Here is a 16,767-nt window from a genome sequence, read left to right as displayed (position 1 = left end):
TATGAGTTCATTTGTCGATTTTTTAAAAGGTTCTTATAACGAATTCAGACATAAAGTTGAATGGCCAAAGTGGGCTGATCTTCAGTCTTCTACTATTGTGGTAACTATTGCTACAGTGATTTTGGCATTATTTACCTTTGGAGTTGATGAATTGTTTTCAAAAGCAATCAGCAACATAATTGGAATGCTAATTAACGTGTTCAACTAAAAAAGTATTTTCCCATAATGAGCGAATTGAAATGGTATGTGCTGAAAGCAATCAGCGGACAGGAAAATAAAGTGAAAAACTATATTGAGACAGAAATCAAGCGTTTAGGGTTTGAGCAGTACGTTACTCAGGTGGTTATTCCTATGGAAAAGGTTATTCAGATCAGAAACGGAAAAAAAGTTCCTAAAGAGAAGCCTTATTATCCTGGATACTTAATGATCGAAGCTGATCTGATGGGAGAAATTCCTCACGTAATTAAGAATATTCCGGGAGTAATATCTTTCTTAAGCTTAACAAAAGGAGGTGATCCTGTTCCTATGAGAAAATCTGAGGTCAACAGAATGCTGGGAAGAATGGATGAGCTTTCAGAATTTGCAACCGATGTTGAGATTCCATACATTGTAGGTGAAAACGTTAAAGTTATTGACGGGCCTTTCAATGGATTCAACGGGACTGTTGAGAAGATTCTTGAAGACAAGAAGAAAATTGAAGTTTCTGTACTGATCTTCGGTAGAAAAACTCCAATGGAGCTTAGCTATATGCAAGTGGAAAAAGTATAAACGATACTTTTTAAAATATATAAAGACTGCTGAAATAGCAGTCTTTTTTTTGTTGAAAGGAAAAAAAGACTTGTGAAACTATGTCTGTTACAGTTACACCCATTTCTTTGCAGTAAAAAAGCATTTTTCCCGAACCTCTTACTATTCATATTGTAATATATCAATGATTTTGTACATGTCTCCAAGAGAAAAAGGTGAATAAAATACATTTTACTTTCAGACGTAGGCTGTTTGACAGGTAGAGAATTCAAATGAGCCTCTGTATGGCCTGGTTTCCATGTTGTAGTAACTCATTTTTTGCAGCAAAACATTAAAAATATATTTAAAAGTAAAAAATTCAGTTTCTGTGGTTTATTTTCTGGTAAACTGAAATAAAAAAAATAATTATCTAATTCTTTCTAAAAATCAGCACTTTCCATTTGCTAATTCAAAAATATTTCATAATTTTGCAGTCCGAAAAGTAGATTTACTGTATGTGAGTCGGTAATCTGCTGAATAATAAATGCTTCCAAACTCATTAATTATTCAAACTAAAAAAATTAAAAATGGCTAAGAAAGTCTTTAAAATGGTAAAGCTTCAGGTGAAAGGTGGCGCAGCTAACCCTTCTCCACCAGTAGGTCCGGCATTGGGTTCTGCAGGTGTGAACATCATGGAGTTTTGTAAGCAATTTAACGGGAGAACCCAAGATAAGCCAGGGCAAGTTTTACCTGTAGTAATTACAGTATACGAAGACAAATCTTTTGAATTCGTTATTAAAACTCCACCTGCAGCAATTCAGCTAATGGATGCGGCTAAGATCAAAGGAGGTTCCGGAGAACCAAACAGAAACAAAGTAGGTTCTGTATCTTGGGATCAGGTAAAGAAAATCGCTGAGGATAAAATGACTGACCTTAACTGCTTTACAGTGGATTCTGCAGTTTCTATGGTTGCAGGTACTGCTAGATCTATGGGATTAAGAGTAACAGGAACTAAACCAACTTTTAACGCTTAAAACTAATAGAAATGGCAAAATTGACTAAAAAGCAAAAGGAAGCTTTAAGCAAAGTAGAAAAAGGAAGAATCTATAACCTTGAAGAAGGTTCTGCTCTTGTAAAAGAAGTAAACACTACAAAGTTTGATGCTTCTGTAGATATCGCTGTAAGATTGGGTGTAGATCCAAGAAAAGCAAACCAAATGGTAAGAGGTGTTGTATCTCTTCCTCACGGTACTGGTAAAGATGTTAAAGTGTTAGCATTGGTTACACCAGATAAAGAAGCTGAAGCAAAAGAAGCTGGAGCTGACTATGTAGGTCTTGACGAATATTTACAAAAAATAAAAGAAGGTTGGACAGATGTTGACGTTATCGTTACTATGCCAGCTGTTATGGGTAAATTAGGTCCGTTAGGTAGAGTATTAGGTCCAAGAGGTCTTATGCCAAACCCTAAATCAGGAACTGTAACTATGGAAATTGGTAAAGCAGTAACTGAAGTAAAAGCAGGTAAAATTGATTTTAAAGTAGACAAGTATGGTATTATCCATGCCGGTATTGGTAAAGTATCTTTCGATGCTGTTAAAATCAAAGAAAATGCTCAGGAATTAATTTCCACATTGATCAAAATGAAACCAACTGCTGCTAAAGGTACTTATGTGAAGAGCATTTATTTGTCTTCTACAATGAGCCCGGGTATTGCAATTGATAGTAAATCTGTTAACTAATAATAATCCTTAAGACAATGACAAAAGACCAAAAAGTTGTAGCAATACAAGAGATCAAAGATTTGCTTCAGGATGCGAAAGTAGTTTATGTAGCAGATTTAGACGGTTTGAACGCTGCTAAATCTTCTGATTTCAGAAGACAGGCTTTCAAGCAGAATATCAAAGTGAAAGTAGTAAAAAATACACTTTTACAAAAAGCAATGGAGCAGATTGACGGAGTAGATTTCTCTGAAATGTTCCAGACATTCAAAGGAAACTCTGCATTAATGGTTGCTGATACAGCTAACGCTCCGGCAAAATTAATCAAAGACTTCAGAAAAAAAGAAGAGAAGCCGGCATTAAAGTCTGCTTTTGTTCAGGAAACTTTCTATGTTGGTGACAACAATCTTGATGCCTTAGTAAGCATTAAGTCTAGAGAAGAAATGATCGGTGAAATCATCGGATTACTTCAGTCTCCAATTCAAAGAGTTGTTTCTGCTCTTCAAAACAAATCTGAAACAGTAGAAGCTGTTGCTGAAGAAGCTGCACCTGCTGTAGAAGAAACTCCTGCTGCTGAGGCTCCGGAAGCTCCTGCTGCAGAAAGCACTGACGAAACGCCAGCTGCTGAATAATTACACTCAAAAAATTAAATAAATAATCAACAAAAACATTACAACAATGTCAGATTTAAAAAATTTAGCTGAAACGCTAGTAAACCTAACAGTAAAAGACGTAAACGAATTAGCTACTATCCTTAAGGATGAGTACGGAATTGAGCCAGCTGCTGCTGCTGTAGTAGTTGCTGCAGGTGGTGCAGGTGAAGCTGCTGAAGAAAAAACAGAATTCGATGTAATTCTTAAGTCTGCAGGTGCTTCTAAATTGGCTATCGTTAAATTAGTAAAAGATTTAACTGGTGCTGGTCTTAAAGAAGCTAAAGATATCGTAGACGGAGCTCCTGCTGCTATCAAGCAAGGAATTTCTAAAGACGAGGCTGAAGCTCTTAAGAAGCAATTAGAAGAAGCTGGTGCTGAAGTAGAATTGAAATAATTCAATTTACTATAAAATAAGAAGCCCGGACATTACTGTCCGGGCTTTTTTTGTTTTTTATAAATATTTTAAAATCAATATTTTTATCAAAATAATCACTTATCATTGATATAGATATTTTAATATTTAATTATTGTTGCGTATATTATAAAAAATATACTAATTAAATATTTATTATTAATGTAAATATCTATTTTTTATTAAAATTTATTATCAAAAATTTGTTTTTATTGAAAATTTACTATATTTGCACCGGAAAAAAACACATACTTAATTGAAAAGAAATTACTTTATCTTCTATGGCTTTGCTGTAGCATATTGTATTAATATGTTGTTTGCATGGCAGATAGGAAATCTCAGCACCGCATCTTTAACAGTACAGAATTCTACTGTATTAAATTCTCCTTACACAACTGGTAAGTTGAAAAAACATTCACAAAAAGATAAGGTTCCTGTTGTTAGTAATGATTCTATAGAAATGAATAATGCTGATAGCAGGTATTTGAGCTTGCTATGCAGAGAAGCAGAAATTGTACAACAGTATATGCCCCCTATATATTCTGTTGAAGACCTCAAAGTTGAGGGTGGTTTTGATTTTATAATTACGTTTCCGGATAAATTATCTTAATCATACCAAAAGACAGATATCCTTCCAATTGCTTTAACGAAAACAAATTATTAATTAATGGCTTTATCCTTTAAGGTTTTCTGATCAATGCGCAGGTTGGAATTAGTACATATTAAGTTAATACGGAATTTGTTTCCATAGTATCAAAAAACATAAACATAAAAAAACAACAAATATCATTGTAATGAAAAACAAATTATTAACACTTGCGGTTTTATCTTTTACAGGATGCCTTATAAACGCACAGGTTGGTATTAATACAGGCGCTCCCCAGGCTACACTGGATGTGGTTGGGTTCCCGACAAATACCAATAAACCTGATGGAATTATTGCACCAAGGCTTTCACTAAGTCAGCTTGCTGCTAAGACGTACGCTGCAGCTCAGACAGGGGCTTTAGTGTATGTTACATCTATTAATGCTACGCCTGCCGGCTCAACAATTAACGTAACAGCTCCGGGATACTATTATTTTGACGGAACAGTATGGGTGTTTACTACATCATCAGACTGGCATACTGCCGGAAACTCAGGAACAACGGCTGCCACCGGTGCGGTGGGAAGTGTGATTTCTTCCGGAAATTTTTTAGGAACAAAAGATTCTCAGAATTTAGTAATTGCCACGGCTGGTGCTATAAAAGGGATTTTATATACTGACGGTACTTTACGTGGCGGAAATACTACAGCTGCCGGTCCATATGCTTCTTTTGTATGGGGATCGAACAACACATTATCCGATACAGCATTATCTTCCAGTATCGTATTAGGTAGGGACAATACGGTTTCTGCACTTGGAGCCAATACTCCGGGTGTGGCAATAGGATACAATAACTATGCAATTAATGGGGCTAAGGCGATTGGAAACAACAATGGAGTGCGGGTTAGTGATGGTAGTATACAAAATCTGAATGGTGCAAACGCTTTGGCTTTTGGAAATAATAATTATGGGAATGGTTTTTCTTTTGGAAACCAAAATTCCTCAAGTGGATATGCTATAGGAACAGGTAATACAGTAGCATCTAATGGTTACGCTTTTGGTAATGCTAATACGGCAAACGCTACGAGAGCTATGGTATTCGGGATCAGTGGTACAGCAAGTGCTGGTGACCAATCAGTATATACCAATACTTCACATGTCTTTTTCGGACAAGGAAATGCAACAACAACAATTGTAGGTATAAATATGGCTCCTACAGCACCATCAACATCTGGAGCAGCTATTCAGATGAAGGGCATTGCTTCTGCGGCGGCGGCATCTTGTACTTCAGCTGAAGAAGGAGCAATTAGATATAATATTACTATACATGCCCATGAAGGCTGCAATGGTACAATTTGGAAGGCATTCTAATTTGAAATAAACACAAAACTTAATAAAAAACAAAAAACAAAAGAAAAATGGCAAAAAAATTATTCGAGAAATTTGCAGTAATGCTGATGATATTTATGATGTCAGCGGCAGTATTTGCTCAAAAAGGTTATGAGCCTATCCGAGGGATGGGGGTAGAGGCCAAGCCTGTAAACAATTCAGGTATTTGTTTGGCGTGTTATAGCGGGAGTATGAATCCTGTAATAGATGCGAATCTGGACAATAGTGTAAGTATGGGGAACTTTGCTTCTCTGATAAGTGGAAACGGTATATCTGTGAAAAACACAAATACTACTTACCCTGCAGGTTATATTACAGGTTTTAATGTGGACCTGGGAACAAGCTTTATTACAGTAGACCTGTTGAGCTCATTAAGAATCAGTACCTATAAAAATGGAGTACTGCAGGAATCAACAACAAGTACTACATTATTATCAGTACCTGCATTTGGAGGCTCTAAAAACAGAATTTTCCTTCACTTTAAAACAACCAGAGAGTTTGACGAAGTAAGATTGTATCAAACCAATGTACTGTCTATATTCAGTGCAATGAATGTGTATTATGCTTTTGCATTCGATCCTGCTAAAGTTCCTGTTGATAATAATGGAATTTGTGATGATATCATTGCAGGAAGCGGTGTAGACGGAAATGTATCAGGAAGCAGCAGCTTCATTGCTCCGCTTTCTTTTGTTCAGAACAGAGAGAGAATAGGAGACGGAGATAAGAATTCTTACGGATCAATTGTATTGCCGGCTGGACTTCTTGGATCTTATTCAGTAGGAGTATTGGATAAAAATCAGGTTTATCCTGCAGGAAACAAAGCAGGTTTTGTGATCTCTCCTGACGATGAAGGAAAACTTTTAAGTGCAGAGTTCTTAAAGAATATTACAGTAGAAACTTATTTATATGGCCAGCTTCAGGATTCCAGGACATTATCTGATGGTGGTGGTTTAATTAACATTAAAGTTCTGGGCTTTGGTGCCGGAAAACAAAAAGTTTCAGTGACAACCACTAAGCCTTTTAACGAAGTGCGTTTAAAAGTTACACAGACTTTAGGTATTAATCTGGGATCTTTAAAAGTGTATTATGCATTTGAGGAGCCGGCATCTTGTGAATGTAATGATAAAATTCAGACAAGCGGTTCTGCAATTTCCGGGAATATTGTGTCAGGATCCGGTTGGACTTCAGGTCCGGGACTTTTTGGTCTTATTTTGGCGAAAATGGTAGATCCATCAGCTATTGTAGATACCAATACCTCTAATTATGCTACAGCAACTATTCCGGCTGCTTCAATTTTAAGTATTTTCTCTGCGTATGCAACGGTAAGTACTAACAGCTTGCTTCCTGCTAATACGTATGCAGGATTCACATTGGAAAAAGCTGCGAATCTGATCGGGGTAAGTGTTCTTGAAAATATTACAGTAACCCTTTACAATAATAACACACAAACAGATACTTTCACAAGTACCGGTAGCCTGATCAGTGGAAACTTCTTTACTACGGATTCTAATAAGTTTTATGTAGGAGGTAAGGCAACTAAGCCTTTCAACCGTATTAAAGTTACTTTCTATAGTGGTACAGGAGTACGTATTCCTCAGAACTATTATATCTATAACGCATTTGCCAGCAGAGATGATGATAACGATGGAGTGCCAAACTGCTTCGATCAGTGTCCTAATGGTAATGACAGCATTGATAATAACGGTAACGGTATTCCTGATTGTGCAGAAGGATGTACAGCAGTAAATGACAAGTCTCCTTCTATTGATACTGACGGTGACGGAATTGTAGATGCATGTGATTTGGATACTGACAATGACGGTATTTTAGACTCTGTTGAAGATCTTAATGGAAATGGTAAATTTGAAGATGATGATACTGAAGGAAATATTCTTGTTACTGCTGTATTGGGAGACGGTATATCTGCTTATTTAGATTTGGATTCTGATAATGACGGTATCCTTGATTTATTTGAATCAGGTATTCCAACATCAGTAATTAATCAGATTGATACAGACCATAATGGTATTATTGATGCAGGTGTAGCGGTAGGAACCAATGGTATTGCAGATATTTTGGAAACTTCACCGGATTCAGGAGTTCTTAAATATCCTCTGCAAAATACAAATGGAGATAATAAACCAGATTTTGTTGACTTGATGTCTAACGGTACTACTTATGACCTGTATGCTATCGGAAAAGGAAATCTTGATGATCTTGGTGAAGGATTTATTTCCAGAATCAATGATACAGATAAAGATGGTATCCAGGCTGTTGTAGATACGGATCTTGTAAAGAGAGGAGCCCCTAATTCTCCATTATCTCCTTACGCTGCTCAGTTAAAGACTGCTTTGGCAAATTCAGGTAAGGGAATAGCTGATTCTGATGTGACTTCAGTGGCAACTGATATCAGTGTATATCCTAACCCGGTTAAATCAGGTGAAAACCTAAACGTTAAATCTGGAGAAGCTGGAACCTATACCTTGTTCTCTGCTCAGGGGCAGCTGATCAAGTCAGGTCAATTCTCCGGCAATGCTGAAATCAATACAGCTTCACTGCCGGCAGGTGTTTATATTGTGAAAATTGAAACTAAGTCAGCGATGAAATCTTATAAAATCATCGTGAAATAATTTTCAAATTTTATAAAATGAAAGGCTGTCCCTCGGGATGGCCTTTTTTATTCGAAAACTTTTAATACTCTCAAAATGAACACGTTTTATTTGTCTGTATGGATGAAATTTCGTACCTTTGTCCCTCTTTTGGCGCGAATAATTGTTTGTAAATCTATAAAATATTGAAAATCAGCTCTTTCATGGAAAATAATGAAAGGGGTTTCGTGTATATAGGTACTGCGGCCAGTTCTGCCTCAAAAGTAAATGAAAATATTTTGCATTACGCTGTGAAAAGATATACCAGCGTTGCAGTTAGGATTAGATTCTAAGAATAAAGAAACAAAGAATAAAGACAATTTCTAATAGCGCCAAACATTTGAAGTCTTTTATCTTTTCTCTCTCTTCTTTTTCTTTCCTGATATTTTTTAATGAATCAAAATATTTTTTAACCCTTTCTTAAAAGTTTTATGAGTAAAACAACAGCAACTACAAGGGGGAATCAGAGAATTAACTTCTCATCAGCTAAAGGAAAAATTATCACTCCTGACTTCCTGGACATCCAGCTAGAGTCTTTCAGAGATTTTTTCCAGCTTGATACCCTTCCAGAAGACAGAACAGACGAAGGTTTATACAGAACCTTCCAGGAAAACTTCCCGATCACCGATTCTAGAAATCAGTTCGTATTGGAATTCCTTGATTATCTGGTAGATTCTCCACGTTATTCAATTAACGAGTGTGTGGAAAGAGGATTGACGTATTCAGTTCCTCTTAAAGCAAGACTTAAATTGTATTGTACAGACCCTGAGCACGAGGATTTCCAGACTGTGGTTCAGGATGTGTATTTAGGCCCGGTTCCTTATATGACGCCTAGTGGATCTTTCATCATCAATGGTGCAGAGAGAGTTATTGTTACGCAGCTTCACCGTTCACCCGGTGTATTCTTCGGACAGACTTACCACGCAAACGGAACTAAACTGTATTATTCAAGAATTATCCCTTTCAAAGGATCTTGGATGGAATTTACAACCGATATCAACAGCGTGATGTACGCGTATATCGACCGTAAGAAAAAGTTACCATTAACTACCCTGTTAAGAGCCATCGGTTACGAATCTGATAAGGATATCCTTCAGATCTTCGACCTTGCTGAAGAAGTGAAAGTTTCTAAAGCTGCCCTTAAGAAAGTAGAAGGAAGAACATTGGCTGCGAGAGTACTGAACACATGGTTCGAGGATTTCGTAGACGAAGATACAGGTGAAGTAGTTTCTATCGAAAGAAACGAGATCATCCTGGACAGAGAAACTATTCTTGAAAAAGAACATTTAGATCTTATTCTTGATGCTGGTGTGAAATCTATCCTGATTCACAAAGAAAACAGCAATGAATTCTCTATCATCCAGAATACATTACAGAAAGACCCTACAAACTCTGAAAAAGAAGCTGTAGAATATATCTACCGTCAGCTAAGAAATGCAGATCCGCCAGATGAGGAAACAGCAAGAGGAATCATTGAAAAATTATTCTTCTCTGAGCAGAGATACTCATTAGGTGAAGTAGGACGTTACAGGCTAAACAAAAAGTTAGGTCTTAATATTCCGACTACAACTGAAGTTCTTACAAAAGAAGATATCATTGCTATTGTAAGACACTTGATCGAGCTTGTTAACTCTAAAGCTGAGGTTGATGATATTGACCACTTATCAAACAGAAGAATTAAAACTGTTGGTGAGCAATTAGCTGGACAGTTCGGTGTAGGTCTTTCAAGAATTGCAAGAACGATCAAAGAAAGAATGAATGTTAGAGATAACGAAATCTTTACCCCACTTGATCTTGTAAACGCTAAGACATTAACATCAGTAATTAACTCGTTCTTTGGTACCAACCAGCTTTCTCAGTTCATGGACCAGACCAACCCGCTTTCAGAGATCACTCACAAGAGAAGATTATCTGCACTAGGGCCTGGTGGTTTATCAAGAGAAAGAGCAGGTTTCGAGGTTCGTGACGTTCACCATACCCACTACGGAAGAATTTGCCCGATTGAAACTCCGGAAGGACCAAACATCGGTTTGATTTCATCCCTGGGGATCTATGCTAAGATCAATACCTTAGGTTTCATCGAAACTCCATACAGAAAAGTAGAAAACAGTAAAATCGACCTTACTGCAGACCCTATTTATCTGAATGCAGAAGACGAAGAAGATAAAGTAATTGCTCAGGCTAACGTAGAATTGAACGATAACGGAGAATTCTTAACAGACAGAATCATTGCAAGACTGGATGGTGATTACCCGGTAGTTGAGCCATCTCAGGTTAACCTTATCGACGTTGCACCAAACCAGATTTCTGGTATTTCAGCTTCATTGATTCCGTTCCTGGAGCATGATGATGCGAACCGTGCATTGATGGGATCCAACATGATGCGTCAGGCCGTTCCTCTATTGAAGCCACAAGCTCCAATCGTTGGTACAGGTCTGGAACAGCAGGTGGCCAAAGATTCAAGAATCTTGATCAATGCTGAAGGTACAGGTCTTGTAGAATATGTAGATGCTGATAAGATCACCATCAAATATGAAAGAAGTGATGATGAAGATTTAGTACAGTTTGAGTCTGCTACTAAAACATATCACCTTACTAAGTTCAGAAAAACCAACCAGAGTACAACAATTACACTGAGACCAAACGTAAGAGTAGGGGAAACAGTGCATAAAGGACAGGTACTTTGCGACGGTTATGCTACTGAAAACGGAGAACTGGCTCTTGGTAGAAACTTGGTGGTAGCCTTCATGCCTTGGAAAGGATACAACTTTGAGGATGCAATTGTAATCAACGAAAAAGTGGTACGTGAAGACTGGTTTACATCAATCCACGTTGATGAATATTCACTTGAAGTTCGTGATACCAAATTAGGTATGGAAGAACTGACAGCAGATATTCCTAACGTTTCTGAAGAAGCGACTAAAGATCTTGACGAGAACGGTATGATCAGAATCGGTGCAGAAGTGAAGCCTGGTGATATTATGATCGGTAAGATTACTCCAAAAGGGGAATCTGACCCAACTCCGGAAGAGAAACTTCTTAGAGCAATCTTTGGTGACAAAGCCGGTGATGTAAAAGATGCTTCATTAAAAGCAGATTCTTCACTAAGAGGGGTTGTGATCAACAAGAAATTGTTCTCCAGAAATATTAAAGATAAAAAGAAAAGAACTGAAGAAAAACTTAAGCTTGAAGAAATTGAAAACACTTACAAGGCTAAGTTTGATGAGTTAAGAAATACTTTAATTGAAAAATTAAACACGCTGGTAGGCGGTAAAACTTCTCAGGGAGTTACCAATGACCTTGATGAAGAAATCATCGGTAAAGGTGTGAAGTTCACTCATAAATTATTGACTTCAGTTGAAGATTACGTAAACGTAAGCGGTGCAGACTGGACTGTAGATAACGATAAGAATGAATTGGTAAAACAATTGATTCACAACTATAAAATCAAGTTCAATGATATTCAGGGGGTTAAAAACCGTGAGAAATTTGCTATTTCAATCGGGGATGAACTTCCAGCAGGTATCATGAAGTTGGCTAAAGTATATATCGCTAAAAAACGTAAGTTGAATGTAGGGGATAAAATGGCAGGACGTCACGGTAACAAAGGTATCGTTTCAAGAATCGTTCGTGAAGAAGATATGCCGTTCCTTGAAGATGGAACACCGGTAGATATCGTATTGAATCCACTTGGGGTACCTTCCCGTATGAACATCGGACAGATTTATGAAACAGTTCTTGGATGGGCTGGTCAGAAACTGGGTCTGAAGTTCGCTACACCAATTTTCGATGGTGCAAGTCTTGATCAGATCACTGAATATACAGAAAAAGCTGGTCTTCCTAAATTCGGTAACACTCACCTTTATGATGGAGGTACCGGAGAAAGATTTACTCAGCCGGCTACAGTAGGTATTATTTATATGCTGAAACTGGGGCACATGGTTGATGACAAGATGCACGCACGTTCTATTGGTCCTTACTCACTGATTACTCAGCAGCCGTTAGGAGGTAAAGCTCAGTTCGGAGGTCAGAGATTCGGAGAGATGGAGGTTTGGGCTCTTGAAGCATTCGGAGCATCAAATATCCTGAGAGAAATCCTGACTGTGAAGTCGGATGACGTGATCGGTAGAGCAAAAACTTATGAAGCAATTGCAAAAGGTGAATCAATGCCTGAACCAGGTATTCCGGAATCATTCAATGTATTACTTCACGAGCTACAGGGTCTTGGATTAGACGTAAGACTAGAGGAATAATTTTAAATTTTAAATTATAAATGTTGAATGGTAACATTCAAAAATTAATCTAAAATCTAAAATCTAAAATTTAAAATCTAACAAATGTCAAATAAAAATAAATCAAGTAGATTTAATAAAATAACCATCGGTTTAGCTTCACCGGAATCGATTCTTCAGGAATCAAGAGGAGAAGTTTTAAAGCCGGAAACTATTAACTACAGAACGCATAAACCTGAAAGAGATGGTTTGTTCTGTGAAAAAATCTTTGGTCCGGTAAAGGATTACGAATGTGCTTGTGGTAAATACAAGAGAATTCGTTACAAAGGGATCGTTTGTGACCGTTGTGGAGTAGAAGTTACTGAGAAAAAAGTAAGAAGAGAGAGAATCGGACACATCAACCTTGTAGTGCCTATCGCGCACATCTGGTATTTCCGTTCATTGCCGAACAAAATCGGTTACCTTTTAGGAATTCCTTCTAAGAAATTAGATATGATCATCTACTACGAAAGATATGTAGTGATTCAGCAGGGTATTGCTAAAAAATTAGACGGTTCTGATTTCGATAACATGGAGTTCCTTACAGAAGAAGAGTACCTTGACATCATGGAAACTCTTCCTGTGGAAAACCAGTATCTTGATGATTCCGATCCAAACAAATTCATCGCCAGAATGGGTGCTGAAGCTGTTGAAGATCTGTTAAAAAGAATCGATCTTGATGCATTGTCTTTCGATTTAAGACACAAAGCTCACAACGAAGGTTCCAAGCAAAGAAGAACTGAAGCTCTGAAAAGATTGAACGTTGTAGAAGCATTGAGAGGTGCCAATACAAGAATGATCAACAGACCGGAGTGGATGATTATGCGTGTGCTTCCTGTAATACCACCAGAACTGAGACCATTGGTTCCATTGGATGGAGGACGTTTCGCAACTTCCGACTTAAATGACCTTTACAGAAGAGTTATTATCAGAAACAATCGTCTGAAAAGACTATTGGAGATCAAAGCTCCGGAAGTAATCTTGAGAAACGAGAAGCGTATGCTTCAGGAATCAGTAGATTCATTATTCGATAATACAAGAAAATCTTCTGCCGTAAAATCGGAATCAAACAGACCATTGAAATCACTTTCTGATTCATTGAAAGGTAAGCAGGGTCGTTTCCGTCAGAACTTACTAGGGAAAAGGGTAGACTACTCTGCGCGTTCCGTAATTGTTGTAGGTCCAAACTTACAGCTTCACGAATGTGGTATTCCTAAAGATATGGCAGCAGAGCTTTACAAACCGTTCATCATCAGAAAACTGATCGAGAGAGGTATTGTAAAAACTGTGAAATCTGCAAAGAGAATCATCGACAGAAAAGAGCCTGTAGTATATGATATCCTTGAAAACGTGATGAAAGGTCACCCTGTTCTGTTGAACAGAGCACCTACCCTTCACAGACTGGGTATCCAGGCATTCCAGCCTAAGATGATCGAAGGTAAGGCAATTCAGCTTCACCCGTTGGTAACAACAGCATTCAACGCCGATTTCGATGGTGACCAGATGGCGGTACACTTACCGTTAGGCCCAGAAGCGATTCTTGAAGCTCAGTTATTGATGCTGGGTTCTCAGAACATCCTGAACCCTGCAAACGGTTCTCCTATTACCGTACCTTCTCAGGACATGGTTCTTGGTCTTTATTTCATGACCAAAGAATTGAGCTCTACAGAAGATATGAAAGTAAAAGGTGAAGGTCTTGCATTCTATTCTCCTGAAGAAGCGGAAATCGCTTATGCTGAAGGAAGAGTTTCTTTAAATGCTAAAGTAAGATGCAGACTGCCTGTTAAAGAAAACGGAGAATTAGTAACAAGATTGATCGAAACTTCTGTAGGTAGAATCTTATTCAACCAGATTGTTCCTAAACAGTCAGGATATATCAATGAGCTTCTGACTAAGAAATCATTAAGAAACGTTATCGGTAAGATCCTTGCTGATACCGACTTCCCTACAACAGTGAAGTTCCTGGATGCAATGAAAGATTTAGGATATTCAAATGCATTCAAAGGAGGTCTTTCCTTCTCACTTGGAGATATCGTAGTTCCTGTTGAGAAGAAGAAAATGATTGCTCAGTCTATTGAAGCAGTAGATGAAATTAGAGCCAACTATAACATGGGTCTGATTACAGATACAGAACGTTATAACCAGGTAATCGACGTTTGGACCAACACCAACGCCGGATTAACTGAAATGATCATGGGTAGAATGAAAACCGATCAAGGTGGATTCAACTCTGTATATATGATGCTTGATTCTGGTGCGAGGGGTTCCAAAGAACAGATCCGTCAGTTATCAGGGATGAGAGGGTTGATGGCAAAACCGCAGAAAGCTGGTTCTACCGGTGCGGAAATTATTGAAAACCCGATCCTGGCAAACTTTAAAGAAGGTCTTTCCATCCTTGAGTACTTTATCTCTACTCACGGTGCCCGTAAAGGTCTTGCAGATACCGCCCTTAAAACAGCCGATGCCGGTTATCTTACAAGAAGATTGGTAGACGTTGCTCAGGACGTTATCGTTACTGAAGACGACTGTGGTACTTTAAGAGGTACTGAAGTAACTGCACTTAAGAAAAATGACGAGATCGTTGAAAAAATCTCCGAAAGAATCTTAGGTAGAGTTTCTCTTCATAACATCTATGATCCTGAAACAGATGAGTTGATCACTGAGGCAGATCAGGTAATTAATGAAGCATTAGCGAAGAGAATTGAAGCAGCAGGACTGGAGTTTGTTGAAGTTCGTTCTCCGCTTACCTGTGAAACTAAGAAAGGTATCTGTGCGAAATGTTACGGTAGAAACTTAGCGACAGGTAAGATGATCCACATGGGTGAAGCAGTAGGTGTAATTGCTGCACAGTCAATTGGGGAGCCTGGTACTCAGCTTACGTTGAGAACCTTCCACCAAGGGGGTGTATCCACTAACGTTTCAGAAAACCCATCTATTGTTGCAAGAAGAGACGGTATCGTAGAATTGGATGAGGTAAGAACAATTACTTCTGAAGATGAAAACGGTAATACTGCGGAAGTAGTAGTTTCCCGTACAACAGAATTCAGATTGGTTACCGATAATGAGCAGAGAACACCATTAATGATTACTAACGTACCTTACGGTTCCCAGTTAGTCGTTAAATCCGGTGATAAAGTGAAGAAAGGTGATCTTATTGCTAAATGGGATCCATATAACGCGGTAATTATTGCTGAAACTGCTGGTAAAGTAGAATACGAGGATATCATCCAGGGTATTTCATTCCAGCTTGAAATTGACGAACAGACAGGATTCGAAGAGAAAGTAATCTCTGAATCCAGAAATAAGAAAGCCGTACCTACTTTGAAAGTGGTAGATTCTAAAGGAGTTGAGCAAAAAGGTTACAACTTACCGGTAGGAGCCCACTTAATGGTAAACGATGGTGAAAAAATTAAGGCTGGTAAAGTCTTAATCAAAATCCCGAGAAAATCTGCAAAAGCAGGGGATATCACCGGAGGTCTTCCGAGAGTTACCGAATTATTCGAAGCAAGAAACCCTTCAAACCCGGCGGTTGTTACTGAAATCGATGGGGTAGTTTCTTACGGAAAAATCAAGAGAGGTAACCGTGAACTTATTGTTGAGGCTAAGACAGGTGAAAGAAAGATTTACCTTGTAAAACTTTCCAACCAGATCCTTGTTCAGGAGAATGACTTCGTAAGAGCTGGTTCGCCACTTTCTGACGGTTCAATCACTCCGGATGACATCTTAAGAATTAAAGGTCCAACTGCGGTTCAGGAATATTTAGTAAATGAAATTCAGGAAGTTTACCGTCTTCAGGGGGTAAAAATCGACGATAAGCACTTCGAAATCATCGTAAGACAGATGATGACAAAAGTATCTATCGTAGATGGAGGTGATACTCAGTTCCTTGAAGGTGCATTAGAGCATAAGTTTGACTTCCTGGAAGAAAACAACAGAGTATTCGGTCTTAAAGTTGTAACTGAAGCTGGTGATTCTAAAGAATTCAAGCCAGGTCAGATGATTACTGCAAGAGAATTAAGAGATGAAAACTCTAAATTGAAGCGTGAAGACCAGGCCTTGGTTGAAGTAAGAGAAGCACTTCCTGCTACAGCAACACCTGTATTGCAAGGTATTACAAGAGCAGCTCTTCAGACTAAGTCATTCATGTCTGCAGCATCATTCCAGGAAACTACTAAAGTTCTGAACGAAGCAGCTGTTGCCGGTAAAGTAGACTTCTTAAGTGGTCTTAAAGAAAATGTAATTGTAGGACACAGAATTCCTGCAGGTACAGGTCTTAAAGAATACCAGAATGTAATTGTGGGTTCTAAAAAAGAATTTGAAGACCTTAACTAAAATTAATGATTTGAAATTTGAGGTTTGGATTTATT

Annotated in this window: 11 protein-coding genes; all 11 read left to right on the top strand. The window is 38.1% G+C overall.

Annotated elements, in window-relative coordinates; all coding sequences use genetic code 11:
• The first annotated feature begins 1 nt into the window (after position 1).
• The 11 genes from secE to rpoC all read left to right on the top strand — a co-directional run bounded on the left by secE (position 2) and on the right by rpoC (position 16,732).
• On the top strand, positions 2 to 208 hold the full coding sequence (gene secE / locus AC4IFE_RS08920; RefSeq protein WP_034702507.1) for a preprotein translocase subunit SecE: 207 nt from the start codon (positions 2 to 4) through the stop codon (positions 206 to 208).
• Between the two features lie 17 nt (positions 209 to 225).
• Positions 226 to 768, top strand: coding sequence for a transcription termination/antitermination protein NusG (gene nusG, locus AC4IFE_RS08915; protein WP_040997417.1), 543 nt, complete (start codon positions 226 to 228; stop codon positions 766 to 768).
• A gap of 545 nt (positions 769 to 1,313) precedes the next feature.
• Entirely contained in the window at positions 1,314 to 1,760 is a 447-nt protein-coding gene (rplK, locus tag AC4IFE_RS08910; RefSeq protein WP_062650142.1) for a 50S ribosomal protein L11, read from the top strand.
• Positions 1,761 to 1,771: 11 nt separating this feature from the next.
• Positions 1,772 to 2,464: a 50S ribosomal protein L1 gene (gene rplA, locus AC4IFE_RS08905; protein ID WP_111955369.1), complete on the top strand. Its 693-nt coding sequence runs from the start codon at positions 1,772 to 1,774 to the stop codon at positions 2,462 to 2,464.
• A 17-nt stretch (positions 2,465 to 2,481) separates the two neighbouring features.
• Positions 2,482 to 3,075 (top strand): 50S ribosomal protein L10, encoded by a 594-nt coding sequence (rplJ, locus tag AC4IFE_RS08900; protein ID WP_490756468.1) that lies wholly within the window; start codon positions 2,482 to 2,484, stop codon positions 3,073 to 3,075.
• Between the two features lie 46 nt (positions 3,076 to 3,121).
• Positions 3,122 to 3,490 carry a 50S ribosomal protein L7/L12 gene (gene rplL / locus AC4IFE_RS08895; RefSeq protein ID WP_034723387.1) on the top strand — a complete coding sequence of 123 codons (369 nt, stop codon included), beginning with the start codon at positions 3,122 to 3,124 and terminating at the stop codon, positions 3,488 to 3,490.
• A 274-nt stretch (positions 3,491 to 3,764) separates the two neighbouring features.
• A complete protein-coding gene (locus AC4IFE_RS08890) occupies positions 3,765 to 4,118 on the top strand; it encodes a hypothetical protein (protein WP_490756466.1) in 354 nt (117 codons plus the stop codon).
• Positions 4,119 to 4,302: 184 nt separating this feature from the next.
• On the top strand, positions 4,303 to 5,463 hold the full coding sequence (locus AC4IFE_RS08885; RefSeq protein ID WP_490756464.1) for a phage tail-like protein: 1,161 nt from the start codon (positions 4,303 to 4,305) through the stop codon (positions 5,461 to 5,463).
• A gap of 47 nt (positions 5,464 to 5,510) precedes the next feature.
• Entirely contained in the window at positions 5,511 to 8,111 is a 2,601-nt protein-coding gene (locus AC4IFE_RS08880) for a T9SS type A sorting domain-containing protein (RefSeq protein ID WP_490756462.1), read from the top strand.
• Positions 8,112 to 8,560: 449 nt separating this feature from the next.
• Positions 8,561 to 12,382 carry a DNA-directed RNA polymerase subunit beta gene (gene rpoB / locus AC4IFE_RS08875; RefSeq protein WP_490756461.1) on the top strand — a complete coding sequence of 1,274 codons (3,822 nt, stop codon included), beginning with the start codon at positions 8,561 to 8,563 and terminating at the stop codon, positions 12,380 to 12,382.
• A gap of 84 nt (positions 12,383 to 12,466) precedes the next feature.
• Complete coding sequence (rpoC, locus tag AC4IFE_RS08870) at positions 12,467 to 16,732, top strand: DNA-directed RNA polymerase subunit beta' (protein ID WP_490756459.1); 4,266 nt, start codon at positions 12,467 to 12,469, stop codon at positions 16,730 to 16,732.
• The last annotated feature ends 35 nt before the right edge of the window (positions 16,733 to 16,767 follow it).

The sequence above is a fragment of the Chryseobacterium sp. UF-81 genome (assembly GCF_058245105.1).
The sequence above is the reverse complement of the archived record's forward strand: the minus strand, read 5'-3'. Positions and strand labels throughout refer to the sequence as shown.